Here is a 23,266-nt window from a genome sequence, read left to right as displayed (position 1 = left end):
CCAGAGCAAGAACGTGTTCTAGTTTTCTCCGGCCCGCGCCGCCAGGTCGAGCCCGGCCACCAGGGTCTTGGCCACGCCGGTGATGACCTTGGTGGCGCCGGCGAAGCCGCCGGAGAGGGGCTGCTGGCTCAGCGCCACCACGATGTAGCGCCGGTCGGCCCCGACCAGTCCGGTGGTGTGCACGTCCCACTCGGGCCGGCAGCAGGCCCAGGCCTGCTTGGCCCACCACTGCCCGTCCGGCACCGCCTGGGTGATGCCGAAGTCCTGGTCGGTGCCGTCGGCGGCCTGGGCCGTGGCCGACAGGTCGCCGAGCAGGGTGTCGCGCTGGGCGGCCGGCATCCTGGTCATCACGTACTGGTAGATCCGCACCACATCGGCCGCGGTCATGGTGGTGTCGCCCCACCGGCCGGGGTCGCGTGGCGGAACCGTGGCCCGCAGGCCCATGGCGCGGATCTCGCGGGTGACGATCGCCGGCCCGCCGTCGGCGGTCCACAGCTGGTTGGCGACCTGGTCGTCGCTGGTCGACAGCATGGCCTTGACCCGGCTCAGGTTGCTCCCGGCCAACCGGCCTGAGGCGGCGAGGTCGGTGGCGATCAGGAGCTTGGTCAGGGACTCGGCGGCGAACGGCGTGTTGTCACTCGACCGGCTGACGAACGCGCCGGCGCGCAGGTCGTAGACGGCGGTGGCGAGGTGGACCGTGGCCGGCAGGGAGGTGCTGACCGCCGTGGCCGTGGTCGAACTGGGCCCCGGCGTCGTGCTCGTCGCCGGAACCGGTTTCTCGGCGGTGGCGACGCCGGCCGCGCCCAGGCTCTGCACCACCACGACCACCGCCACGAGCGCGGCGACGGCGACACCGATGACCGTCACCGGCTCGGTCGGGTCGCGTCGTCGTTGGCTCACGGCCGTATGTACGCGAACATGTGACCACCGGCTCAGACACGCAGGCAGGAACTGACATGTACCCGACGGCAGCGCAGTTGACAGCGTTTACCTTGCTCCTGCACGACGTGCGGCGGGTCTCCGGAGTGGACGTCACCCTGGGCGCGCTCGCGGCCGCCGACGCCGACCACTTCGTCATCGACAAGCTCGTCGGCGCCACCACCGACGGCCTGCTCAACCTGCGCGTGGCCGTGGGCTCCGGCCTGGGCGGCAAGGCGACGCTGCTAGCCCGGCCGGCGCACGTCCGGGACTACTGCCACGCCGACGGCATCACCCACGACTACGACGCCGCCGTGCGCCGGGAGGGAATCCGTGCCGCTTTTGCCGTCCCGGTCAGCATTCCCGGCGGTCCAAGGGGTTTGATCTACGGTGCGCTGCGCCGTGAGCACGTCTTCGGCGACCGGGTGATCACCGACGTCGCGGCGCTGGTGCGCGCCCTGGAGCGGAACCTGGCCGAGGCCCTGAGCCTGAACCGCCGCCTGGAACGGCTGCAGGCCGGCGCGGCGGCGATGTGCGCCGAGGAACGCCGACGACTGGCCGACATCTGCGCGGAGCTGGGCCACATCGCGTCCACAATGGAGGAATGTCCCCAGCGTCGGCAGATCGACGCCCTGGTCCGGCGGCTGACCGCGGACGCGGTCGGCCCGCGGACCCGAGCGAACCTCACCAACCGCGAGCGGGAGATCATCGCCGAGGTCGCACTGGGCCTGACCAACCGGGAGATCGCCGCCAAGCTGGGCATCGGGGCGGAGACCGTGAAGTCCAGCCTGGCCTCCAGCATGCGCAAGCTGGGGGTGCCCAACCGCGCCGCCCTGGTGGCCTTCGCCCGCGGCTGACCCCCCGTTCGGGGGGCCACGATTTGCGCTGCTGACGGTCCGTTCCCATCCTGATGCCGTGAGCAACGATCTGGACCAATCCGTGACGACAGAGGCGCCTGAAGCGGCGCCTCGCGGCACGATCCTCGGCCGCGTGGTGCGCGGCGTGCTGCTGGTGCTGTGCCTCGCCGTCGCGGTGTTCATCCTCTATGGACAGATCTCGACGCTGCTGCCGGTGGGCTGGCTGGCAGCCATCGAACCGTTCCAGGTTCCCGTTTCCTTCATCCGGGACACGTTCGGCTCGTGGAACATCGTGTTCATGATTGTGATCCTGGTCGTGGGGTGGTTCGTGCTGCGCGGCCGCGGGCGGCTGGCGGTCTCCGGGCTGAGCGTGATCGGCCTGGTGCTGGTGCTGATCACCACCACCGTGCAGATCGTCGCCGTGCACGACGCGACCGGCCAGTGGTACGCGTTCTCACCGGCCACGCCCACCGACGCCACCGGCCGCGGGCCGGACAAGACCGTCACCTACGCCACGCTGGGCGGCCAGGAGATGAAGGCCGACATCTACACGCCGAAGACGTCCGGGCCGGCTCCGCTGGTCGTGTTCGTGCACGGCGGCGGGTTCGTCGCCGGCTCCCGCGGCCCGCTGCCGTACCAGAGTTGGCTGGCCGACAACGGGTTCGCCGTGTTCGATGTGGACTATCGCCTGGCCACCGCGACCGACCACACCTGGAATACCGAGGACGCCGACGTCGGCTGCGCGCTGACCTGGGCGACGCTGCACGCGCTGGAGTACCACTGGGATCTGACCCGGGTCGCCAGCTACGGCGGGTCGGCCGGCGGCAACCTGGCCGTCAACATCGCGTACAAGGTCAACGCCGGCACGCTCACGCCCAGCTGCGGCCTGGCCCCGATGATGCCCAAGTTCAAGGCCGTGATCGCCTCCTACCCGGCGGTCGACCTGACCGACACCACCGGCGAGACCCCGTTCGGCGTGCAGGCCGGCCAGTGGTACCTCGGCGGCGCCCCGGCCGAGCACCCCGACCGCTACGCCGCCGTCGACTCGGCCCGGCAGATCACCCCGGCCGCCCCGCCGACCCTGCTCATCCAGGGCGGGGCCGACCACCTGGTCTTCGCCAGCCACACCAAGGCCTTCGCCGACCAGCTGACCGCCGCCGGCATCACCAACCGGTACGTGGAACTGCCCTACCTGGACCACGGCTACGACCTGCTGACCCTCAACATCGGCACCGAGGCCACCCGCGCGCTGATGCTGCCCTGGTACCAGAAGTACCTCGGCTGACTCCGGAGCGCGCCGGGGTGGCCTCCCCCCATCCATCCCGCGCGCTCCGGTCCGGGACGGAGGCCGCGTCGGGCGGCTTCCGTCCTCTGTAGAGGATCCAGGAACGGAGTACCGACCGATGACGGCATGGGCCCCGATTACGCGGGTCATGCGGATGCTCGGCGGCCTGCTGGCCGCGAGCCTGGTGCTGACGGCGTGCGGCTCGTCCCCAGCGACGACCGGGCAGCAGGCGAGCCCGGCGGGAGCGCCGGTGTCCCAACGCGCCATGGCAAACCGCGCCTCCTCGTTGTGCTCACTCGGCGCACAGGTGCACGACGTCGTGATCCCCGGCGGCCACGAGGCGCCGAACACCCAGCCGGCGACCTGGACGAGCTGGATCACCGACCTGTTCGAGGGCAGCCCGATCGCGACCACCTGCCCGAAGTGACCGGAGTGCTCGGGTGGTCGGCGGACCACCCGAGCACTCCACCTGGAACACGGCTTGTGGGTGCCGTTGGAGTTGTGATCCTCGTTGATGGCCGACAGCGGTGTAGCCGCGGCGATCAGCCGAACGTCAGCCGACGGGCGCGCAGCCCCGGTTGCGTGAACACGACGAACACGTCGCGCACGCCGAGGGCTTCGCCGGTGATCGTCGCGGTGTGCGCCCCCACCGGCCCCGGCGGCACGGCCAGCACGCCGATCAACGGCCCCTTGGGATCGTCCAGGTGGAGGCCGACGTACAGCGGCACCCGGGTCGGATTGTCCGTGACCAGGCCCCATGTGCGGCAGCCGGTCAGGTCGCATCCCCGCAGCGCCAGCCAGGACCGCTGGGCCGTCGCCGCCATCGCCGGCCCGTCGACCAGCGTCAGCCCCGCGGTCTCGTCGGATCTGCTGCACAGCAAGGACATTCCGGACAGCTGCCGGATCGGGATCTCCACGCCGTCGGTCGCGAACCGCACGGCGTGGCCGCCGACCAGCACCTCGTGCTCGGCCGTCTCCAGCACCCAGTCCTGTGTGGTGACGTCGAAGAACGACACGTCGTCGGCGGTGAGCGCGAACGTCACCGTGTGCGAACCCCTTGCCGGCACGGCGATCCTGGTGAAATGCCGCAGCTGGCGGACCGGTTGGCGCACCCGCGAGGTGAGCTGGCGGGTGTAGAGCTGCACCACTTCCTCGCCGTCGCGGTAGCCGGTGTTGTGCACGCGGACCGACACCGTGACGCGGCCGCCGGGCTCCAGGGTCGGGGCGCTCAGCACCGGCGGGTCGTAGCGGAAGGTGGTGTAGCTCAGGCCGTGCCCGAAGGGGAACAACGGCTCCCCGCGTTGGTGCAGATAGGTTTCGTAGTCCGTGTCCGTGCCGCGGTGCCAGGTCTGCGGCAGCCGGCCGGCTGGGGAACGCTCGCCGAACAGCACCTCGGCCACCGCGGTGGCGGTCTGCTCGGCCGGGACGCTCCAGAGGATGCCGCCGACGTTGGCCTCCGCCCAGTCCAGCGCGTACGGACGACCGCTCAGCACCACCAGCACAGTGTTCGGGTTGGCCGCCCGCACCGCCCGTAGAGTCCGTTCCTGCTGGTCCGGCAACAGCAGGTTCTCGCGATCCCGCGCCTGGCCGTTGTCCCCGATCACCACCACCGCGACATCGGCGGCGGCCGCCACCCCGGCCGCCCGGGCGGCGCCGTCGGACACCGTCTCCCACACCACGTTGTCGATTGCGGCCAATTGTCCGTTGTGGACATAGCGAAGGGTCACGGTGCCGTCGGACGCCGGCACGACCTCGACCATCTGGCGGCAGGAGCCGTTGCTCAGTTCGAAGACGTGCCGGGACCACTCGATCGCCTCGAACACGGCGTTGTCCCCGACGGACACGTCCAGTCGGAGCTGGTCGCCGACGGCCACCAGGGCGCGGCGGCTGTCGGCTTCCCGGAGCAGCACCCGGTCGCTGCCGCCGGCCACCGTGACCGTGCCGTCGGGGATCATGCCCCGCACCGCATCCGGCAAGCCGTCCGGCCGGCCCGGATGGACGACGGCGACGCGCATCCCCGGGCCGACCAGCAGCGGCAGCAGGCCGTCGTTTCGCAGCAGCACCACGGCTTCGCGGGCGACAGCCGAAGCGAGGCCGTCGTGATCGACCCCGGACGGCGCGCCGACGTGCCCGTACAACTCGTCCAGACGGGATCGCGCGGCGGTGATCTCCGCCTCATCGATCCGGCCGTCGGCGACCGCGGCCACGAGTTCGTCCAAGACTCGGCCGGTCGCGAGGAAGCCGTCCACACCGGACTTCACCGCCGCCACCGCGTCACCGCCGTCGCCGGCCAGCAACACCGGGGCGCGGCCGTCGCTCCACGGCCGCACCCCGTCCTGGATCAGCCGCCGGATCAGGGTCGGCTGCTCGTCGAACAGCTGCCACGGCAGCGCCAGGCCCCGCGCACCACCGGTTTCGAAGACCGCCCGGTAGACCGGCAACTCCTCCTCGTGCAGGGCCCGTGCGGTGAAGTTCCGGCGACGACAGGAATCCCGGTCGAAGTCGGTGATCACCGGCGCGCACGCGCCGTTCATACCGAACAGGTAGGCCGCCGCCAGCCGGGCCGCCAGCAGCGGATCCTCGGCGTGGCCGAGGTCGTTGCCGCCCAGCCGCGGATCCCGGACGGCCTGGTCCAGCCGCACGCCGACGACCCCGCCGGCGTGCCGGTCGCCGAACGCGGCGCCGACCCGGCGGGCCAGGTCCGGGTTCCAGGTCGCGCCCAGCAGCAGCGGCGCGACGTCGGGCCGGGGAGTGTCGATCGGCGGCCTGACCAGCCCGGTCAGCGCGTCGCGGTCAGCCATGGATTTCCTCACGCCAGCCGAGCGACCATCGGTTTCCCCGCGCACGGGGGCATCACCTTGGCAGCCGCCGCCCAGCCGGTCAAGCGTGATCATCGTGGTTGGTCTGAACCACATTCCGTTGTCCCGCAGGGGGACCGGACCTTCGACACTTTCGATCTGGACGCCTCCTTGCATCTGCATGAGTACTCAACTAACTTCTGCGCGTGGCGACCATTCACGACGTCGCGCGGGCCGCCGGTGTGGCGCCGAGCACGGTGTCCTACGTGATCAGCGGCAAGCGGGCAGTGTCGCCCGCGACCCGAAGACGAGTGCAGCAGCAGATCCGACTGCTCGGCTACCAGCCGCGCGGCACCGGAGTCCTGGCGCGCAGCAACCTGCTCGCGCTGCTGTCGCCGCAGCGGCCCGGGGCGGACACCCCGACCGTGATGCGGTTCACCGCGGCGGCCACCGCCACGGCCAGCGCGTTCGGGCTGAACCTGTTGCTGCTGACCAAAGATTCCGGTCCCGGCGACTTGGGTCAGACGGTGGTCGGGTCGCTCGCCGACGGCCTCATCGCGCTGGAGGTCACCGCCGCCGACCGCCGGGTGCCGATGCTGACCGCGCTGGACCGGCCGACCGTGCTCGTCGGCGTGCCGGATCATCCCAACGCGATCACCTGTCTGGACCTTGACTTCACGGCCGCGGCCGCGCTGTGCGTGGACCATCTGGCCGATCTCGGGCACCGGTCGGTCGGCCTGGCCGGGCCCGCGCCGGCCGCGTACCAGCGGGGCGTCAGTCAGGCTGTTCGCTTCCGCCAGGGGTTTCTGGACGCCGCCACCCGACGCGGGATCGGCGCGTGCGTCCGCCCCTGCGGTCACGATCTCGAATCCGTCCGGTCCTGCCTGGATGGGCTGCTCGCCGACGGTGTCACGGCCCTGGTGGTGCAGAACGAAACCGCCCTGACACCGTTGGTTACGGAGCTGGCCACGCGGGGACTCGTTGTGCCGCAAGACATCTCCGTGATCGCCGTTGGTCCGCACGGCGGCGACCCGTGCACCCTGACCACCGTCGAGGTGCCGGCCGAACGGCTCGGCCGGCTCGCCGTCGAAATGGTCGTCGGCCAGTTGGACCGCTCCCCCGCCCCCGAGGTCCGCCTGCTGCCGCCCCGGCTCGCCGTGCGCGACAGCACCTCCGCACCATCCACATCGGACTGACTCCTGTCGAATCTGTCGAATACCGGTTGCGCGTGAACCATTTTCCGCTCGGTCGACGTATGCGAGACCGGGGCGTGGCCGACCGGACAGGAGCACGTGATGAGGATCAGTTACGCGGCGGTTCCGCGAAAGTTTCGCGTCGCCGCCGTGATACTCGGGATCGCCGCCGTGGGCACGGGCGTGGTCGCCGTGGCCGCCCATGACGGCACCGCCAACGCCGCCGCCGCGGCGCCCACCGTCGTGTGCCCCTCCGTGTCGGACAAACTGCCCGCCGTGCCCGCCGCCGCCCAGGCGGAGGTGACCCGGAACCTGACCCTGCTCGCCACCCAGATCACCGAGGCGAACAACCGGCTCGCCAGCACCCAGGGGCAGGGCGGGCCCAACTTCGCCAACAACGCGATCCTCGGTCCGCTCAAGGACAAACGGGTCTCCACCATCGACCGCATCGCCATCGCCATCGGGCGGCACGCCGCCAAGCCCACCGGCCTGGACGCGCTCGCCCCGTGCACCCTCAGCACCGGCGGCTCCCCATCGAGCACCACGTCTAGTGCCACCACCACGTCCGCTGCCGGCGTGCCGACCGTCAACTGCCCGTCGGTGCAGGACAAGCTGCCCGCCGTCCCCGCCGCCGCACAGGCCGGTGTCACCGCCGAGCTGGCCAACCTGGCCAAGGAGATCGCCGAGGCCAACAACCGCCTCGTCACCTCGCAGGGCCAGGGCGGCCCCAACTTCGTCGCCAACGCCATCCTCGGGCCGTTGAAGGACAAGCGGGTCGCCGTGCTGGACCGCATCGCCATCGACATCGGCCGGGTCACCGGGGCCAAGCCGACCGGCCTCGACGCGCTGGCCCCGTGCACGCTCACCCCGTGATCCCCTGATTCGCATTCCGAAATACGGAACACGTCAACCGGGTTCTCACTGAGCGGGTGTCACCCCGAAGTGTGATGACAGAACCGTCACACTCTCTCGTAGTGACTTTCCCTCATGTTCAGACGAGAACCCGGTTCACCTTTCCCCCGAAACCGCATGTCCAGCAGGATTTCGCACTTCCCGACCCAGTGCACTCTTTACGGTTGTCAACTCCTCCCACGGGTTAGTGCAATTGTCAGAACGTCGACCAGATGAACGACCGGGTCAATCTGTACAAGCAATACGCCGACATTCTCGGCGCCGACCCCGGCGGCAACCTCACCTGCCGATCCCCTATTACAGGAGTTCGCCACCCATGGCCATCGTCAAGAAGGCACTCGTCGCCCTGGCCGTCGCCGGCACGATTCCGCTCGCCGTCGCCGGCACCGCCTACGCCGACATCCCGTTCAACCAGCAGGTCAACGGCAACGCCACCTACTACACCGACGCCGGCCACGGCGCGTGCGGCACCCAGATCAACGCCGCCACCGACTACCTGGTCGTCGTCTCCCCGTCCTACTGAATCTCCGCCAACCCCAACAACGACCCGCTCTGCTCCGGCGTGTCCGTCCAGGTCACCTAAAACGGCCAGAGCGTCACCGTCCCAGTCAAGGACCAGTGCCCCGGCTGCGACGCCAGCCACATCGACCTGGGCCAGCAGGTCTTCATCCAGCTCGCCGGCAGCACCGACCTCGGCAACATCCCGGTCACCTGGCAGTTCGTCCACTCCCGATCGGCCGGCAGCACCCGGCGATCGGCCGGCAGGCCCCCACCTGCCGGCCGATCCACACCACTCCCGCCCCCAAGATCAAGGGACCGTTCCTCTCGCCCAACGCCAGGAAGGGCCCCTTCATGACACCAGACGTCATGAAGGGGCCCTTCCTCACGTTCAACGTCAGTAAGGGGCCCTTCATGACATCGCCGTCATGATCAAGGGACCGATACTGGCGTCCAGCGCCAGGAAAGGCCCTTTCACTGCACCCAGCGCCAGTAACGGGCCTGGCGTTGGTCTGGCCGGCAGCGGCCGCCAGGGCGCCCCCGTAACCCAGCTCTCACCCCTTCCGGTGTCGCCGCCGTCCCGTCCCGGTGCTACCTTGGTTTCATTAGCCAAATGGCTAACGAACCAGAGGAGCGGAGATGGGCGAGACGGTCCTGGTCACCGGGGGCACGGGCTACGTGGCCGGCTGGTGCGTGGCGGAGCTGCTCAAGCGGGGCTACACGGTGCGGGCGACGGTGCGCAGCGCGGCCAAGGGCGAGCACGTGCGCGCGGCGGTGTCGTCGGAGGTGGATCCGGAGGACCGGCTGAGGTTCGCGATCGCCGACCTGACCTCCGACAACGGCTGGGCGGACGCGATGAAGGGCGTGGGCCACGTCCTGCACGTGGCCTCGCCGATGGGCATGGACGGCGCAGACACCCAGTCACTGGTGGTCCCGGCCCGCGACGGCACGCTGCGGGTGCTGCGCGCGGCGACCGAGGCCGGGGTGAAGCGCGTGGTGATGACGTCGGCGGCGAACACCGCCAGCCCATCGTCCTATCGGGACGAGAGCGTGAGCGACGAGACCGTGTGGACCGACGTGAACGACCCGACGCTGCAACCGTATCGGCGCTCGAAGACCGCAGCGGAGAAGGCGGCGTGGGACTTCATGGCCGGTTACGACGGCCCGATGACGCTGGCCACGGTGCTGCCCGGCGCGGTGTTCGGCCCGGTACTGGGCACGGGCACGATGGGCTCGGTGCGGATCATCGGCCGGCTGCTCAAGGGCATGCCGGGCACGCCGCGCATCGGCTTCGAGATCGTGGACGTCCGCGACCTGGCCGACGCGCACATCCGCGCGATGACCGCGCCGGAGGCCGCCGGGCAGCGTTTCCTGGCCACCGGCGAGTTCATGTGGATGCTGGACATGGCCCGCGCCCTGCGCGACGGCCTCGGCGCGGACGGGGCCAAGGCGCCGACCCGCAACCTGCCGGACATCGCGGTGCGCGGGATGTCGCTGTTCGACCGCACCCTCAAGGAGATCATGCCGGCGCTGGGCCGCCGCGCCGTGCACACCACGGCCAAGGCCGAGCGGGTCCTGGGCTGGAAGTCCCGGCCGGCGGCCGAGGTCGTCGTCGACTGCGGCCGGAGCCTGTTGTCCCACAACCTCGTCTAGACGTCGAGGATACGCAAGCACAGGCCCCGCAACAGCTCCCGCAGCTCGTCGTCGGACAGGTGTTTCATCCGGGGCACCACCGGCCCCACATCGGTGGCCATGTAGTACGCCGCCCGCTGTTCGACCGTCGGCTCGTCGCCGAACAGCAGCCGCAGGCCGCGGGCCGACTGCGACCGCAGCGCCTCGCCGATCCGGCCCTCCCGCCGCACCCCCGGGGCGATGCGGCTCAGCGGGGACATCGACCGGCTGGCCACCACCTGCTCCACAAACCCGTCAACCAGAAACTCCTTGCGCGCCAACCCCTCCAACCCCTCCGCGTCCGCCAGCGTCTGCTCGTACGCCGCGACGCTGCCGTCCAGCAACGCCTCCAGGATCGCCATCTTCGTGCGGAAGTAGTAGTAGACGTTGGCCTTCTGCACACCCATGGTGTCGGCGATCAGCTGCAGCGACGTCCCGTCGAACCCCCGCTCCGCGAACAGCCGGCGGGCCGTGTCCAACACTGCTCTCCTGGTCCGCTCGGCCTGTTCGGCCCTGCTCGACGCCATACCCCGATATTACTGGAGATTCCCGTGCGCCGTCCGCCTTTCGCTCATGCCCTAACCTGGTCCCGCGCGCCATCAGCCGTCGAGGAGGACCGGAGATGGTCACGATCCGCCCCTGCCAGGAACAGGACCTGGTCCTGTTGCGGGCCTACATCCCGACGCCAGGCCAGCCCGACCGGCACGACAAACGGTTCGAGCGCCAGCAAAGCGGCCGGAGCACGTTTCTGATCGCCTGGGCCGGCGATCTACCGGTCGGCGCCGGCGAGATACTGTGGAACGGTTGCGACGCACCCGAGATCAACCAGCACTACCTCGACTGCCCCGAGCTGAACGGCCTGGACGTCTGGCCGGCCGAACTCCGCTCTCAGGGCATCGGGACCGCCATCATCAGCGCCGCCGAGGATCTCGCCCGGCAGCGAGCCTGCCATCGAATCGGCCTGGGCGTCGACGATCACAACCCTCGTGCGGCCGCCCTCTACCTACGGCTCGGTTACCAGGAGACGGGCCGACGCTATCTCGACCGCTACCACTACTTCGACGACGACGGAATTCGCCACGAGGTCGCCGATCCCGCTCGGTTCCTCGTGAAGCAGCTGGAGCTCACGCCTGGCCCACCGGATCACTAGGCAGCACGGTCGCCGCGTGCTGGCCCAGGACCGCGCAGCGGAGGTCGACGTCCTGGTCGAGGATCGGCGGGCGTCCTAAGAGGACGGTGCCGACGGCGACGAGGAAGACGCGGGTGACGGCGTCGCTGCCCTTTTTGGTTTGCGGGGACTGGTAAAGGAGGTAGCGGGCGGCCTGCCAGGAGGCGAGGGAGCGCTGAGAGGCCAGTAGGTCCAACGCGGCGGAGAACATGGCGGCACGGGAGGAGTCGTCGGCGGAGACGGCGTAGCAGGGATCGCCGCCGGTCTCGACCTGGGAGACGTCGCGGCCACGGGAGGCGAGGCGGGCCACGAGCTCGGAGCTGATGTCGGCGGCGGCAGCGCGGCGGACGAGGCGGTTGCCGGGAATGACACGGCCGTCGGGAAGGGTGACGGAGTTGACGAGAACGTCGCCGGTGTTGCCTTCAAGGGAAAAGCGGTCGTGGACGGCCTGGCCGTAGCGGAGCATGAGGCGGAAGGCCGGGGTTTCGGCGCCGCCGCGGTAGGTGTGGGAAGCGGGATCCCAGGTGGCGTTATGGCGAAGCCGGCCGATGTAGCCGAGGCGGTCGTAGTTGCGGCCACCGTCCACAAGGGACGTGGTGAAGCGGGACGCGTCGAGGGGAAGACCGAGGCCGATGCGGCCGGGGGCCTTCAGGGCGAGTTCGTGCCGCCAGGTGATCAGGTCGGCGTGGACCGAGCGTAGGAGCGGAACGGTCAGGCCACCGGCCAGAGCCGAGCGGGCGGTCTCGGCCGCGGCGGCCTGTTCGAGGGCGAAGTCGTGAACACGTTGGAGCTCAACGGGATCGCAGGAGCGGACGGCCAGGTCGGGGGTGGGAAAGCTGGCGGCGGTGATCACACTTCTCCCAAACGGTCGCGTACGCGCTCGGCATCGGCCCCGCGCTGCTGGTTCTCGTACAGGCCGAGGGCGGTCTGCCAGGTCTGCCGGGCCTGGGCGGTATGCCCGAGTCGGGCCCGGCAGTCGGCGAGCCGGTCGAGGGTGTCGGCCAGGTGGTAGGCATGCCGGCCGTCGAACAGGGCAAGGGCCCGCTCGTAGTGCTCGACGGCCAGATCGAGGCGGCCGGCGCGCTGCTCGATGTGGCCGAGCCCGTCAAGCGCCGTGGCCTCGCCGTCGACGTTTCCGTTGCGGCGGTAAAGTTCCAGCGCGGCGGCGTTGTGCCCGATGGCCACGTCCAGACGGCCCAGCTCGGCCTCGTACCGACCCTGGAGCTCCAACGCGTCGGCAATGTCCAAAGGGGACTCAACCGCCTCGTACGCCGCCAGGGCCAGCGTGGCGTGCTCCAGGGCCCGAGCGTTGTCCCCGGAACGCTCCCAGGCCCGGGCCAGCGACCGGTGAGTGTGCCCCTCGCCCCAGCGATCACCTTGGCCCAGCAGCAAAGCCTGCCCCAACAGGGCCAGGGCGTCCTCGACGGCTCCGGTCCGCACCAGGGCCGAGCCCAACAGCCGGCGGGCCAGCGCCGACGAGGCGTCGTCCAGGCGGTCGGACAGGGCGACCCGCCAGACCCCGGCCTGGTCACGCACAAGTCCTTGCTGCCAATGGAAACTGTGCATCACCCAGGCCAGCCGCCAGGCGTCGACGTGACGTCCACGGTCGGCGACGAACCGCTGCGTCGCCATCAGGCCCGCACGCTCGGCCTCGAACCAGGCCAACGCGGCGGCCCGGTCGGCGAAACGTTCGGTCACCGGGCCGACATCGATGGGCGTCCGGCGTGGATCCAGCACCCGGTCGGCGGCATAGCCATTACGCACGTAGTAGCCGACAAAGCGGTCCAGGGCGGCCTCGACGTCGTCCAACTGCTCCAACGCGTACAACCGGACCAGATCGTGCAGTTGCCACCGGCCCGGCGCGTGCTCCTGCACGAGCGAAACCCGTTCCAGGGCCCGGAGAGCCGGCCGCGCGTCGGGCAACTCGGTCAGGCATTCGATCGCGCGGGTCCCGGCGTCGGCCCCGGGGATCAGCCCCAACAGTGCGAACACCTTGGCCGGCAACGGTTCCAAGGCCTGGTACGACCACGAGAGCACCGTCGCCAACCCGTCCAGCGCCGGCAACCGCGACTCCCGCAGCTCACGGGCGAACACCTCGATCGGGAACGACGCGTGATCGGCGACGCGGCCGGCCGCGAGCCCCAACGCCAACGGCAGCCCGGCGCAATCCTCGACCAGGCACCGCACGGCCTCCGGCTCAGCGGCCAGCCGCGACCGGCCCAGCCGCCGCTCGAACAGCTCGACGCTCTCGTCCCCGGTCAGCGGCGGCAACGCGATCCGCACCGAGGCGTCGAGGCCGGCCAACCTGTTGCGGCTGGTCACCAGCGCCGCGCAGCCGGCGGCCGAAGGCAGCGCGGCCCGGACGTGCTCGGCGTCCCGCACGTTGTCGAAGACGAACAGCATCCGCTTGCCCGCGACCAGGCTCCGATACCGGCCCACCTGCGCCTCGAAGTCGATCGGCACGGCCTGCGGCGGCACGCCCAGGGCGTCCAGCACGCATCGCAACACCGCCGCCGGCGGCAGGAACTGCCCGGCCGGCGCGATGCCCCGCAGGTCGACGAAGACCTGACCGTCCGGAAAGGACTCGACGTGGTCGTGGGCCCACCGCAGCGCCAGCCAGGTCTTGCCGATGCCGCCGACCCCGACGATCGCCGCGACCAGCGGCCCGTCCGCGCGCTCGAACGCCGTGGTCAGCACGGCCTGCTCGCCGAGGCGGGCGGTGAACCAGCGCGGGGCGGGCGGCAGCTGCCGGGGCGCCGGCGGCCGGGACGGCTGGTTGATCGTCACGTCGCCGTGGATCACGCCGGCGGCCACGAGCGGCGAGCCGGTGACCTCGGTGCGCACGACCTTCGCCATCTCCCCCTCCTCCGGGCGGCCGCCAGCCTACCGCGTTGCATGATCATGCATTGCCGTGTATATTTCTGAACGTGTCCAAGGTGCTCACTTCCCTCCCTGTCGGCGAACGTGTCGGGATCGCCTTCTCCGGCGGCCTCGACACCTCGGTAGCGGTCGCGTGGATGCGCGAGAAGGGTGCCGTGCCGTGCACCTACACCGCTGACATCGGCCAGTACGACGAGCCGGAGATCGACTCGGTGCCCGGCCGCGCCCACCAGTACGGGGCCGAGATCGCCCGCCTGGTCGACTGCAAGGCCGCCCTGGTCGAGGAGGGGCTGGCCGCGCTGGCCTGCGGCGCGTTCCACATCCGCACCGGCGGCCGCACGTACTTCAACACCACCCCGCTCGGCCGCGCCGTCACCGGCACCCTGCTGGTGCGCGCCATGCTCGAGGACGACGTGCAGATCTGGGGCGACGGCTCCACCTTCAAGGGCAACGACATCGAGCGGTTCTACCGCTACGGCCTGCTGGCCAACCCGTCGCTGCGCATCTACAAGCCCTGGCTGGACGCCGACTTCGTCACCGAACTGGGCGGCCGCAAGGAGATGTCCGAGTGGCTGGTCGCGCACGACCTGCCCTACCGGGACAGCACCGAGAAGGCCTACTCCACCGACGCCAACATCTGGGGCGCCACCCACGAGGCCAAGTCGCTGGAGCAGCTGGCCACCGGCATCGAGATCGTCGACCCGATCATGGGCGTGCGGTTCTGGGACCCGGAGGTGGCGATCGCGCCCGAGGACGTGACCATCGGCTTCGAGCGGGGCCGGCCGGTGACGATCAACGGCAAGGAGTTCGGCAGCCCGGTCGACCTGGTGCTGGAGGCCAACGCCATCGGCGGCCGGCACGGCCTGGGCATGTCCGACCAGATCGAGAACCGGATCATCGAGGCCAAGAGCCGCGGCATCTACGAGGCGCCCGGCATGGCCCTGCTGCACGCGGCCTACGAGCGGCTGGTCAACGCCATCCACAACGAGGACACGCTGGCCAGCTACCACAACGAGGGCCGGCGGCTGGGCCGGCTGATGTACGAGGGCCGCTGGCTGGACCCGCAGGCGCTGATGCTGCGCGAGTCGTTGCAGCGCTGGGTCGGCATGGCCATCACCGGCGAGGTGACGCTGCGGCTGCGGCGCGGCGAGGACTACTCGATCCTCGACACCACCGGCCCGGCCTTCAGCTACCACCCGGACAAGCTGTCCATGGAGCGCACCGAGGACGCGGCCTTCGGCCCGGTGGACCGGATCGGCCAGCTCACCATGCGCAACCTGGACATCGCCGACTCCCGGGCCAAGCTGGAGCAGTACGCCGGGCTGGGCATGGTCGGCAGCTCGCACCCGGTGCAGCTGCTGGGCGCGGCCCAGGCGGCGGCGACCGGCCTGATCGGCGCGATGCCGGAGGGCGGGGCCGAGGCCATCGCCGCCCGCGGCGAGGCCTCCGCGCTGACCGTGGCCGAGGAGGACGAGCTGCTCGACCTCGCCGCCATGGAGTCCGGCACCGACTGAGTCGTCACCCGGCGGGAAGGCTGACCTCGGCCTTCCCGCCGGCCACGGCCGCCAGGATCAGCCTTGCCACCGCCCGGGGCCGGACCGCGAACGACAGGTGACCGGTCGGCAGTTCGCTGACCACGGCATTCATCCGCTTCGCGACATAGCGCTGCAATTCCGGCGAAGTCGTGCGGTCGGCGGTCGTGACGAGATAGCGGCTCGGCTTTGTCCGCCACGCGGCGACCGTGGTGCGGCCGGCGAACAGCGTCTGGGCGATTCGTCCTTGCGCCGCATACAGGGCACGGGCTCGAACGCGCGGGACCCCGTTCGCGAAATCGTTCAGGAATGCCTCTTCGGTCAGCCCGCCGAAGCCGTTCTGATAGACGATGCCGGCATTGGCCGGCGGCGTCGGGAATGTGCCGGCGAGCGCGGCGTAGTCCTCGCCCTCCATCGGCGCGCGGGCCGACAGGTAGACCAGGGAGCTGACCAGCGGATGGTCGCCGGCCTGGGTGATGACCGCGCCGCCGTAGGAGTGGGCGACCAGCACCGTCGGGCCGGTCTGCCGGTCGAGTGCCCTTGTCGTGAAGGCGACGTCGTCGGCGAGGGACGTGAGCGGATTCTGCACGGACGTCACCGCGACCCCGGCGGCCTGGAGGATCGGAATCACCTGTCCCCAGCAGGAACCGTCGGCGTAGGCGCCGTGCACGAGGACCACGTTTCCGGTCGTTCGCGGGGCGGCCGATGCGGTTCCGGCGGCTATTGTGCCGACGGTCGCGGCGGCGGTTCCGGTGGCCAGGAGCTTGGTGAATTGGCGTCGATCCATGACGCGAATGTAGCCCCGGGTGTCCGGCGCATGTCTTACCAAATCATTTCGACGCGGCCAATGCGGCGAGAGCTTCGACACCTGAACCGGTGAGTTCACGTAGCCGCACGCGGGTGTCGCTGTCGACGACGCCGTGGCCGCGCGGCAGGGCCATGACCAGTTCGTCGAGTTCGGCCACGTCACGGCAGGCGACGGCGAGGGTGTAGTCCCAGCGGCCGGTGACGTGGGTGCCGGACAGCACCGCCGGCAGGGCGAGCAGGCCGGCCTCGAGCTCGCCGTGGTCGGCGCCCGGGCTCAGGCGGACGTCGATGAAGGCCTGAAGAGGCCGGCCAAGGGCGGCCAGGTTGATCTCGGCGTGGAAGCCCTCGATCACGCCGGCCTCGATGAGGCGGCGCACCCGCTCGGCCGTGGCGGTGGGGCTGAGGCTGACCCGGGCCGCGAGGTCGCGGAAGCTCAGGCGGCCGTCCCGGATGAGCTCGCCGAGGATAGTGCGGTCGATGGCGTCCATGGCCGGATTATCCCCGGTCCGGCCCGGTTTTCGGCGCTGACAACGCCACCAAGTCCGCCTTCGTGGCCCGTAATCTCGGCGGCATGACCGACTCCAGGCCCGAGAAGGCCGCCGGCTACCTCGCCCGCACCCGCCCGGTGGTGCCGCCGATCTACCAGTCCGCCACGTTCTACCTGGACGACCTGGTGTACAAGGACATTCAGGAGGGCGGGCTGCGGGAGCACTGGTACAGCCGGTTCGCCAACCCGACCGTGGACGCCGCGGCGGCCGAGATCGCCGCCCTGGAGGGGGCCGAGGCGGCGTTGATGACGTCGTCGGGCATGGCGGCCATCGCCACCACGCTGATGACGTTGCTGCCGGGCCGCATCGTGGCCGCCCGTCAGGTGTACGGCGACACCCGGGACCTGCTCGTGCGGGACCTGCCGGCGCTGGGCGTCGACGTCACCATGGTCGACGCCACCGATCTCGATGCCTGGGCCGAGGCCATCGCCGCCGCGCCCACCGCCGTCGTCTACGCCGAGACGCTGTCCAACCCGCAGCTGGACCTCACCGATCTGCCGGCCCTGGCCCGCCTCGCGCACGCCGCCGGAGCGAAGCTGGTGGTGGACAACACCTTCGCCACCCCCTACACCGTGAACCCGTTGCGGCACGGGGCCGACGTCGTCGTGCACTCCGCCACCAAGTTCCTCAGCGGCCACTCCGACGTGATCGCCGGCGTCGTGCTCGGCGACGCCGAGACCGTCACCGAGGTGCAGAAGCGGGTGATCACCTTCGGCGGCTGCCTCGACCCGCACGCCGCTTTCCTGGTGTGGCGCGGAATCCAGACCTTCGACCTGCGGCTGGAACGCTCCTGCCGCACCGCTGCCCGACTGGCCGCCCGGCTCGCCGGCCATCCCGAGGTCGTCTCCGTCCGCTATCCCGATGGCGAGATCGCCGACCGTGTCATGCGCCTCGGCCGGCGTGGAGCCATGGTCGCCTTCACTGCACGCGGCGGCGACCCCCGGGCCCTCGCCGTCATGCGGCGGCTGACCGTGGCGTCCGAGGCCACCAGCCTCGGCGGCGTCGAGACCTTGGTCAGCACCCCGTTCAACTCCTCGCACTTCTCCCTCAGCCCGGCCGAACGCGCCGCCGCCCGCATCGACGACGGCATGATCCGCCTGTCGTGCGGCATCGAGGACCCCGAGGCCCTCGTCGCCGACATCGAGCAGGCCCTGGCCGCTACCGCCTGACACCGTGTCGCCTGCCCTCCCCTCTCGGGCAGGCGACACGGGTCCGGTCAGCTCAGCCGGATCGCCAACTGGTAGACGACATCCGTGTCCTCGGCCCCGGTCGGGTCGAGCAGGAAGGTCTGCCGGGGCTTCCAGTCGGCCCGCTCGTCGTGGTCGAGCACCCACTGGTTCAGCGACTCGAAGCCCAGCACCGTCATCATGTCCGCCTTGGGCACGCTGACGAAGGCCTCCCGGCCCGCCCGGTCGACGGTCACCGTCATGTCCGGGTGGCGCCCGGCCACCTCCTCGACGGCGGCGTCGTCGACCGGGCAGCAGAACTCCACCAGGGCGTCGCTGTCGTTGCTCATCTCCCCGTGATAGCGCAGGAACGGCACTCCCGCGATCCCCTCCGGACGCGGGATCCCCGGGCCGCCGAACAACGTGAACAGCGGCGACGCGAACTCCCCGATCTGGTCGGCCCTGAGCTGCTCGCCCACGGTGAGCAGACTGCGGGCCGGCATGTCGCGCACGGACACCTCGTACATGGTGTTTCCCTTTCCCCTCAACTGGTTCACGAGGAATCCGACCAACTCCCGCTGGGCCCGGCGCCCCTGCTCCCGCTCATGCCAGTACGCCTCCAGCTCGTCCGCCCGGGCCGGCGGCGGCAGGTCCAGCACCTTCCTGATCCGGGCCAGCGGCATGTCCAGCTGCCGCAGCCACGACACCTGCCGTGCCCTCGCCAGCTGCGCCGGCGAGTACCAGCGGTACCCCGTGTCCCCATCCACGTGCTCCGGCGGCAACAGGCCCAGGTCGTCGTACAGCCGCAGGGCCTTGGGCGAGAGGCGGGACAGCCGCGCGAACGCGCCGATGGTGAGCAGTTCCATGGTCGTCTCCCTCGTGCCGGGCCGTCGTCGCCCGGCTGCCTCGACTCTGCGGCCGTCCCCAGGGTGAAGGTCAAGCGCCCGCCGATACCGTGGTGTCGTGTGCGTCTCCGCCGACCTCGCCGACTTCACCGGCACCACCTTGTACGTGGGCCGCCGGACCCATCCCGAGCATGGTCTCGTGCATGTGCTCGGGTACCAGAACACCGCCGTGAACCTCGCCGCCGGGCCCAACGCCATGCTGCTGCACCTGCCCGGCGTGGGCCTGACCTCCGGCAACCTCGTGCCCGTCGGCCGGGACATCGACTTCCTCGACCGCATCGCCCGCGCCTGCCAGCCCGTCACCCGCGGCGAGATCGCCTTCATGAGCGCCGCCGCCCCCGTCCAGGTCTTCGAGCACGACATCTACACCATGGTGCTGGCTCCCGACGCCACTCGCCTGCTGTCCACCTTGGACCGCGTCGAGCCGCGCAAACGCCCTCGTCTCAACGAAGATCTGCTGGCCTTCTACGTCGACCACTACCCCGCGCACACCATCCTCTTGTGCTGCTTCGACAACGCCGAGGCCCAGCGGGCCAAGCCCCTGCTGCTCTGGTACCCGCCCACCGACCCCGACCTGCTTGTCGCCCCCGCCCTCGACTGCCACACAGGCGCCCAGCCCACCCCCGGCTCCCTCGTCCCCGTCGACCACCGCGTCGCCTTCGCCACCGACGCCGCTCCCCCCGACTGGGGCCGCCCCGTCGCCCACTCCCCCACCATGCGCCACAAACTCCGCCAGTTCCTGCCCGACGCCGTCATCGGCGACCACTTCCAGGGCCTGCTCCCCAACGGCGACTTCGCCATCACCCACGACGACCTGCTGGCCGGCGACGTCGGGAAGGTGCGGCGGGTCTAACGTGCGTGCACCCGCTCGTCCGACCGGGAACCATGGCCGCGTGGACCCACGCACGCTTTTCGAGGCGAAGCTGACCGACCTGCGCGGTCGGCGACTGACCGCCGTGGACTACTGGGACGTCCACAACTACGGGTCCGTGCCCCAGCAGTGGGACCACGGCGACTGGCATCACGCCGTCATGGGCGTCGAGCTGACCAGCGACGCCGGCCCCGTGACGGTGACCTGGACCAACACCTTCTTTCCGTACGGCGTCGAGGTCTTCCACGATCCGATCGCCCAGCACCTCCTGCTGGGCGAGGACGGTCCCGAGCGGATCGGGCCGGCGGGCGACACTCCATGGAGCCCCTACCTGGGCACGCCCATCGTCGGGACCGCCTTCCACTGGGATCGGCTGGAGCTGGGCCCGAGCACACGGGCCGACGGCACCGTCGTCGACTCTGCCCGTTCGGTGGACGTGCCCACCGCCCTGCGCCTCGACTTCCCGGCCGGGGCCGTGTGGTTCGTCGCCGCCATCCCCCTGCCGCACACGTTCATCCCGGGCGACGAGATCATGGTCGTCTTCTCCCGGGACGAGATGCGGGCCATGGGCTACGACGACCCGGCGTTCCTACGATCCTGACGACCGCGGGAACAGCATCTCGATCATCCGCTCCGGGGAGACGGCGGCGGGGCGGTCGCTGACCTGGCCGTCGCCGAGCTCGACGACCCGCCACACGCCGTCGGCGCGGCGGACGACGTCGACGGTGACGAAGGGCAGGCCGAGCTTGCCGACGAGCGGGGCGATGTCGGTGGGATCGGGCTGCGGGACAACGGTGTCGGCGGGCAGGTCGGGGTGCGGGCCGATGGCGCGGCACGTGCCGTCGACCCACCAGGTCCGCAGCTCGGGGGCGACGAAGTCCTCGAATCGGCGCAGCACGAAGCCGCCGGTCAGGTCGTCGTCACGAAGCTGGACGAAGCGGGCGGCGACGGCCCAGGCGGCGTCGGCGTCGGCGAGGTCGGGGATGTAGGCGGCCTCGTGCCAGTAGTGCTTCATCGACTTGGTGTAGTCCCGCAGGACCGCTGGGCCGGGGCCCAGCTCCAAGCGCGCGTGGTCGAAGTCGTCACGGGAAAAGCCCTTGGTCCACACGGATTCCGGCGTGACCGAGGCAAGAACGTCGTACCAGCCGGGCAGTTCGTGGGCCTGTCGGTACTGGGCGGCGCTGGTGCGCAGGCCGGGCAGCGACGGGTAGTGCTCGGCCCGCAGCATCCAGCCGCGGTAGACCCCGTCCTCGACGTCGGCCAGTTCGGCGGCGTCGCCTCGGGCCAGCCGGTCGTGGTCGACCAGCACGACCGGGACGCCGGCGGCGCGAGCGGCGGCGGCCTCGGGGGCGAAGTGCTCGTCGGGGCGGCGTGGGCGTAATGGGTCGGCGGGCACGATCAACGTCATGGGGCCCGATGGTGGCTCACAAATGCGTTCTGCTCCAGCGGATTGCGCGGGTAGCGTCGGGGGCGTGCCATCACTTGCCACGCCGGCGTTGCGGCCGGGGCCCCTGGCCGGGCGGGAGCAGCCGGAGATCCAGGCGAACGAGCTGAGGCTGCGGCCCTGGCGGCCGACGGACCACGAGGCGGTGATGACGGCCTACGCGGATCCGGCGATCCAGCGGTGGCATGCCCGGTCGATGACGGCCGACGACGAGGCCACGGAGTGGATCGCCAACTGGCGGCGGCGCTGGGAGGCGGAGACCGGAGCGGGGTGGGCCGTGATCGACGGCGGCAAGGTGGCGGGCCAGATCAGCCTCCGGGTGATCGACCTCCAGGACGGCCGGGCGGAGATCTCGTACTGGGTGCTGCCGGGCGCCCGAGGGCGCAGGACGGCGGCCCGGGCGCTGACGGCGCTGACGGGGTGGGCGTTCGGCGAGCTGGGCCTGCACCGGATCGAGGTGCTGCACTCCACGGCGAACGAGCCGTCCTGTCGGGTGGCGACGGCGGCGGGCTACCGGCTGGAGGGCACGAAGCGGAGCGAGGCGAAGCACGCGGACGGGTGGCACGACATGCACCTGCACGCCCGCATCGTGGGAGATCGCTGAACGTTCAACTTTTCGGGCAGAATGGGGTCAGGAAGCGAAGGAGGACCACCGTGCCGCTGCGCAAGCTCGGATTCCTGACCATCGGCCTGTTCGACGAGGCCGACCCGCGGCCGGGCCACGAGTCCACGCTGGAGATCATCCAGCTGGGCGAGCGGCTCGGCTTCAGCAGCGCCTGGGTGCGCCACCGCCACCTCCAGTTCGGCATCTCCTCGCCGGTGGCGCTGCTGGCCGCGGCCACCCAGCGCACCAGCCGCATCCAGCTGGGCACGGCGGTGATCCCGCTGGGCTGGGAGAACCCGCTGCGCCTGGCCGAGGACCTGGCCACGGTGGACGTGCTGTCCGGCGGCCGGCTCAACCCGGGCGTCAGCGTCGGCCCGCCGATGCACTACGACGACGTCAAGGACGCGCTCTACCCGGACACCCAGGACGTCGAGGACTTCAGCTACGGACGGGTCCAGCGCCTGCTGGACGCGGTCCGCGGCGAGAAGGTGTCGACGTTCAGCGGCGCGGAGGGCATCGAGGAGTTCTCGGCCCGGGTCCAGCCGCACTCGCCGGACCTGATCAACCGCATGTGGTACGGCGGCGGCAGCGCCCGGTCGGCCCGCTGGGCCGGCGAGAACGGGATGAACTTCCTGACCAGCAACGTGGTCGCGGCCACCGAGACCAGCACCGACTTCGACGAGATCCAGCTGGGCCTGATCCGGACCTACCGCGAGCACCGCCCGCAGGGCCGCGTCTCGCACGGCTTCGTGGTCATCCCGACCGACAGCGCCACCGCCGACCAGCGCGCCCGCTACGAGGAGTACGCGGCCAGGCGGGCGACCCGCTTCGGCAAGCCGTTCGGCCCGCGCGGCCTGCTGTTCGCCCGGGACATCGTCGGCACGTCGGCGCAGATCGCCGAGCAGCTGCACGCCAACCCGGCGTTCCGCGAGGTGGAGGAGGTGGCGTTCGCGCTGCCGTTCACCTTCCGGCACGAGGACTACGTGCAGATCCTGACCGACATGGCGACCGCGCTGGGACCGGCCCTTGGCTGGCAGCCGAGCTGATACGCTGGCGAGAACCGAGTAACAGGGGGTAATCACCGCATGGTGGCCGAGGACGACATCGAGGGCTGATACCGGCCCCACGACAACGGCGTCCGGGTGACGCCGCGTCCGGTCGTGCCCTCACACCTGTTCCTCTCACGGGCCTGACGTGTGCCCGTTTCGC

General features: G+C 70.8%; 23 protein-coding genes and 1 pseudogene. 15 read left to right on the top strand and 9 right to left on the bottom strand.

Annotation, left to right across the window (positions count from 1 at the left end):
* Positions 1 to 18: 18 nt before the first annotated feature.
* On the bottom strand, positions 19 to 900 hold the full coding sequence (locus tag ACIG5F_RS25785) for a hypothetical protein (RefSeq protein WP_396521601.1): 882 nt from the start codon (positions 898 to 900) through the stop codon (positions 19 to 21).
* A 56-nt stretch (positions 901 to 956) separates the two neighbouring features.
* Here ACIG5F_RS25785 and ACIG5F_RS25780 point away from each other — a divergent pair, with 56 nt between their 5' ends.
* From ACIG5F_RS25780 to ACIG5F_RS25770, 3 genes are all read left to right on the top strand, one after another.
* Positions 957 to 1,775 carry a LuxR C-terminal-related transcriptional regulator gene (locus tag ACIG5F_RS25780; protein WP_396521599.1) on the top strand — a complete coding sequence of 273 codons (819 nt, stop codon included), beginning with the start codon at positions 957 to 959 and terminating at the stop codon, positions 1,773 to 1,775.
* Positions 1,776 to 1,833: 58 nt separating this feature from the next.
* The gene (locus ACIG5F_RS25775) at positions 1,834 to 3,060 is read left to right on the top strand and encodes an alpha/beta hydrolase fold domain-containing protein (protein ID WP_396521597.1); all 1,227 of its coding nucleotides are present in this window, start codon (positions 1,834 to 1,836) and stop codon (positions 3,058 to 3,060) included.
* A gap of 118 nt (positions 3,061 to 3,178) precedes the next feature.
* Positions 3,179 to 3,487, top strand: coding sequence for a hypothetical protein (locus ACIG5F_RS25770; protein WP_396521595.1), 309 nt, complete (start codon positions 3,179 to 3,181; stop codon positions 3,485 to 3,487).
* Positions 3,488 to 3,602: 115 nt separating this feature from the next.
* On the opposite strand, the gene ACIG5F_RS25765 is transcribed toward ACIG5F_RS25770, so the two are convergent.
* Positions 3,603 to 5,861, bottom strand: coding sequence for a glycoside hydrolase family 3 C-terminal domain-containing protein (locus tag ACIG5F_RS25765; protein ID WP_396521593.1), 2,259 nt, complete (start codon positions 5,859 to 5,861; stop codon positions 3,603 to 3,605).
* Positions 5,862 to 6,064: 203 nt separating this feature from the next.
* Between ACIG5F_RS25765 and ACIG5F_RS25760 the strand changes: the two genes are divergently transcribed.
* The 5 genes and pseudogenes from ACIG5F_RS25760 (at position 6,065) to ACIG5F_RS25740 (ending at position 10,114) form a co-directional block, all read left to right on the top strand.
* Complete coding sequence (locus tag ACIG5F_RS25760; RefSeq protein ID WP_396521591.1) at positions 6,065 to 7,054, top strand: LacI family DNA-binding transcriptional regulator; 990 nt, start codon at positions 6,065 to 6,067, stop codon at positions 7,052 to 7,054.
* Positions 7,055 to 7,153: 99 nt separating this feature from the next.
* Positions 7,154 to 7,924 (top strand): hypothetical protein, encoded by a 771-nt coding sequence (locus ACIG5F_RS25755; RefSeq protein WP_396521589.1) that lies wholly within the window; start codon positions 7,154 to 7,156, stop codon positions 7,922 to 7,924.
* 355 nt (positions 7,925 to 8,279) lie between these two features.
* On the top strand, positions 8,280 to 8,486 hold the full coding sequence (locus ACIG5F_RS25750; RefSeq protein ID WP_396521580.1) for a hypothetical protein: 207 nt from the start codon (positions 8,280 to 8,282) through the stop codon (positions 8,484 to 8,486).
* 75 nt (positions 8,487 to 8,561) lie between these two features.
* Positions 8,562 to 8,819, top strand: a pseudogene (locus ACIG5F_RS25745) (hypothetical protein); the annotation flags it as partial.
* A gap of 281 nt (positions 8,820 to 9,100) precedes the next feature.
* On the top strand, positions 9,101 to 10,114 hold the full coding sequence (locus tag ACIG5F_RS25740) for an NAD-dependent epimerase/dehydratase family protein (RefSeq protein ID WP_396521578.1): 1,014 nt from the start codon (positions 9,101 to 9,103) through the stop codon (positions 10,112 to 10,114).
* On the opposite strand, the gene ACIG5F_RS25735 is transcribed toward ACIG5F_RS25740, so the two are convergent.
* Positions 10,111 to 10,659 (bottom strand): TetR/AcrR family transcriptional regulator, encoded by a 549-nt coding sequence (locus ACIG5F_RS25735; protein WP_396521576.1) that lies wholly within the window; start codon positions 10,657 to 10,659, stop codon positions 10,111 to 10,113. The two genes, ACIG5F_RS25740 and ACIG5F_RS25735, sit on opposite strands and share 4 nt — an antisense overlap.
* 95 nt (positions 10,660 to 10,754) lie before the next feature.
* On the opposite strand from ACIG5F_RS25735, the gene ACIG5F_RS25730 reads away from it, so the two are divergent.
* Positions 10,755 to 11,282, top strand: a complete 528-nt coding sequence (locus tag ACIG5F_RS25730; protein ID WP_396521574.1) for a GNAT family N-acetyltransferase — start codon at positions 10,755 to 10,757, stop codon at positions 11,280 to 11,282.
* Here ACIG5F_RS25730 and ACIG5F_RS25725 read toward each other — a convergent pair.
* Together ACIG5F_RS25725 and ACIG5F_RS25720 are read right to left on the bottom strand one after the other, a co-directional pair.
* Positions 11,257 to 12,153, bottom strand: coding sequence for a hypothetical protein (locus tag ACIG5F_RS25725; protein ID WP_396521572.1), 897 nt, complete (start codon positions 12,151 to 12,153; stop codon positions 11,257 to 11,259). The two genes, ACIG5F_RS25730 and ACIG5F_RS25725, sit on opposite strands and share 26 nt — an antisense overlap.
* Positions 12,150 to 14,156: an ATP-binding protein gene (locus ACIG5F_RS25720; protein ID WP_396521570.1), complete on the bottom strand. Its 2,007-nt coding sequence runs from the start codon at positions 14,154 to 14,156 to the stop codon at positions 12,150 to 12,152. The genes ACIG5F_RS25725 and ACIG5F_RS25720 overlap by 4 nt, the downstream gene beginning before the upstream one ends.
* 71 nt (positions 14,157 to 14,227) lie before the next feature.
* Here ACIG5F_RS25720 and argG point away from each other — a divergent pair, with 71 nt between their 5' ends.
* Positions 14,228 to 15,694 (top strand): argininosuccinate synthase, encoded by a 1,467-nt coding sequence (gene argG, locus ACIG5F_RS25715; protein WP_396521568.1) that lies wholly within the window; start codon positions 14,228 to 14,230, stop codon positions 15,692 to 15,694.
* Positions 15,695 to 15,698: 4 nt separating this feature from the next.
* On the opposite strand, the gene ACIG5F_RS25710 is transcribed toward argG, so the two are convergent.
* Positions 15,699 to 16,499, bottom strand: a complete 801-nt coding sequence (locus ACIG5F_RS25710) for an alpha/beta hydrolase (RefSeq protein ID WP_396521566.1) — start codon at positions 16,497 to 16,499, stop codon at positions 15,699 to 15,701.
* Positions 16,500 to 16,542: 43 nt separating this feature from the next.
* Positions 16,543 to 17,007, bottom strand: a complete 465-nt coding sequence (locus tag ACIG5F_RS25705; RefSeq protein ID WP_396521564.1) for an Lrp/AsnC family transcriptional regulator — start codon at positions 17,005 to 17,007, stop codon at positions 16,543 to 16,545.
* 83 nt (positions 17,008 to 17,090) lie between these two features.
* Here ACIG5F_RS25705 and ACIG5F_RS25700 point away from each other — a divergent pair, with 83 nt between their 5' ends.
* Positions 17,091 to 18,236, top strand: coding sequence for a trans-sulfuration enzyme family protein (locus ACIG5F_RS25700; RefSeq protein ID WP_396521562.1), 1,146 nt, complete (start codon positions 17,091 to 17,093; stop codon positions 18,234 to 18,236).
* A 47-nt stretch (positions 18,237 to 18,283) separates the two neighbouring features.
* Here the strand turns inward: ACIG5F_RS25700 and ACIG5F_RS25695 are convergent, their stop codons facing one another.
* Complete coding sequence (locus ACIG5F_RS25695; RefSeq protein WP_396521560.1) at positions 18,284 to 19,099, bottom strand: MerR family transcriptional regulator; 816 nt, start codon at positions 19,097 to 19,099, stop codon at positions 18,284 to 18,286.
* A gap of 97 nt (positions 19,100 to 19,196) precedes the next feature.
* Here ACIG5F_RS25695 and ACIG5F_RS25690 point away from each other — a divergent pair, with 97 nt between their 5' ends.
* Positions 19,197 to 19,991 carry a hypothetical protein gene (locus tag ACIG5F_RS25690; protein ID WP_396521558.1) on the top strand — a complete coding sequence of 265 codons (795 nt, stop codon included), beginning with the start codon at positions 19,197 to 19,199 and terminating at the stop codon, positions 19,989 to 19,991.
* 40 nt (positions 19,992 to 20,031) lie between these two features.
* Positions 20,032 to 20,610: a hypothetical protein gene (locus ACIG5F_RS25685; RefSeq protein WP_396521556.1), complete on the top strand. Its 579-nt coding sequence runs from the start codon at positions 20,032 to 20,034 to the stop codon at positions 20,608 to 20,610.
* On the opposite strand, the gene ACIG5F_RS25680 is transcribed toward ACIG5F_RS25685, so the two are convergent.
* Positions 20,599 to 21,417, bottom strand: coding sequence for an ATP-grasp domain-containing protein (locus ACIG5F_RS25680; protein ID WP_396521554.1), 819 nt, complete (start codon positions 21,415 to 21,417; stop codon positions 20,599 to 20,601). The two genes, ACIG5F_RS25685 and ACIG5F_RS25680, sit on opposite strands and share 12 nt — an antisense overlap.
* A 64-nt stretch (positions 21,418 to 21,481) precedes the next feature.
* Here ACIG5F_RS25680 and ACIG5F_RS25675 point away from each other — a divergent pair, with 64 nt between their 5' ends.
* Both ACIG5F_RS25675 and ACIG5F_RS25670 read left to right on the top strand, forming a co-directional pair.
* Positions 21,482 to 22,057, top strand: a complete 576-nt coding sequence (locus ACIG5F_RS25675; protein ID WP_396521552.1) for a GNAT family N-acetyltransferase — start codon at positions 21,482 to 21,484, stop codon at positions 22,055 to 22,057.
* Positions 22,058 to 22,107: 50 nt separating this feature from the next.
* The gene (locus ACIG5F_RS25670) at positions 22,108 to 23,103 is read left to right on the top strand and encodes an LLM class flavin-dependent oxidoreductase (protein WP_396521550.1); all 996 of its coding nucleotides are present in this window, start codon (positions 22,108 to 22,110) and stop codon (positions 23,101 to 23,103) included.
* Positions 23,104 to 23,266 lie beyond the last annotated feature (163 nt).

Origin of the sequence: Kutzneria sp. NPDC052558 (assembly GCF_044547355.1) — a bacterium.
In the GTDB taxonomy this organism is placed as follows: domain Bacteria; phylum Actinomycetota; class Actinomycetes; order Mycobacteriales; family Pseudonocardiaceae; genus Kutzneria.
Note: the sequence above shows the minus strand (reverse complement) of the source record. Positions and strands in the feature narration are given on the sequence as shown.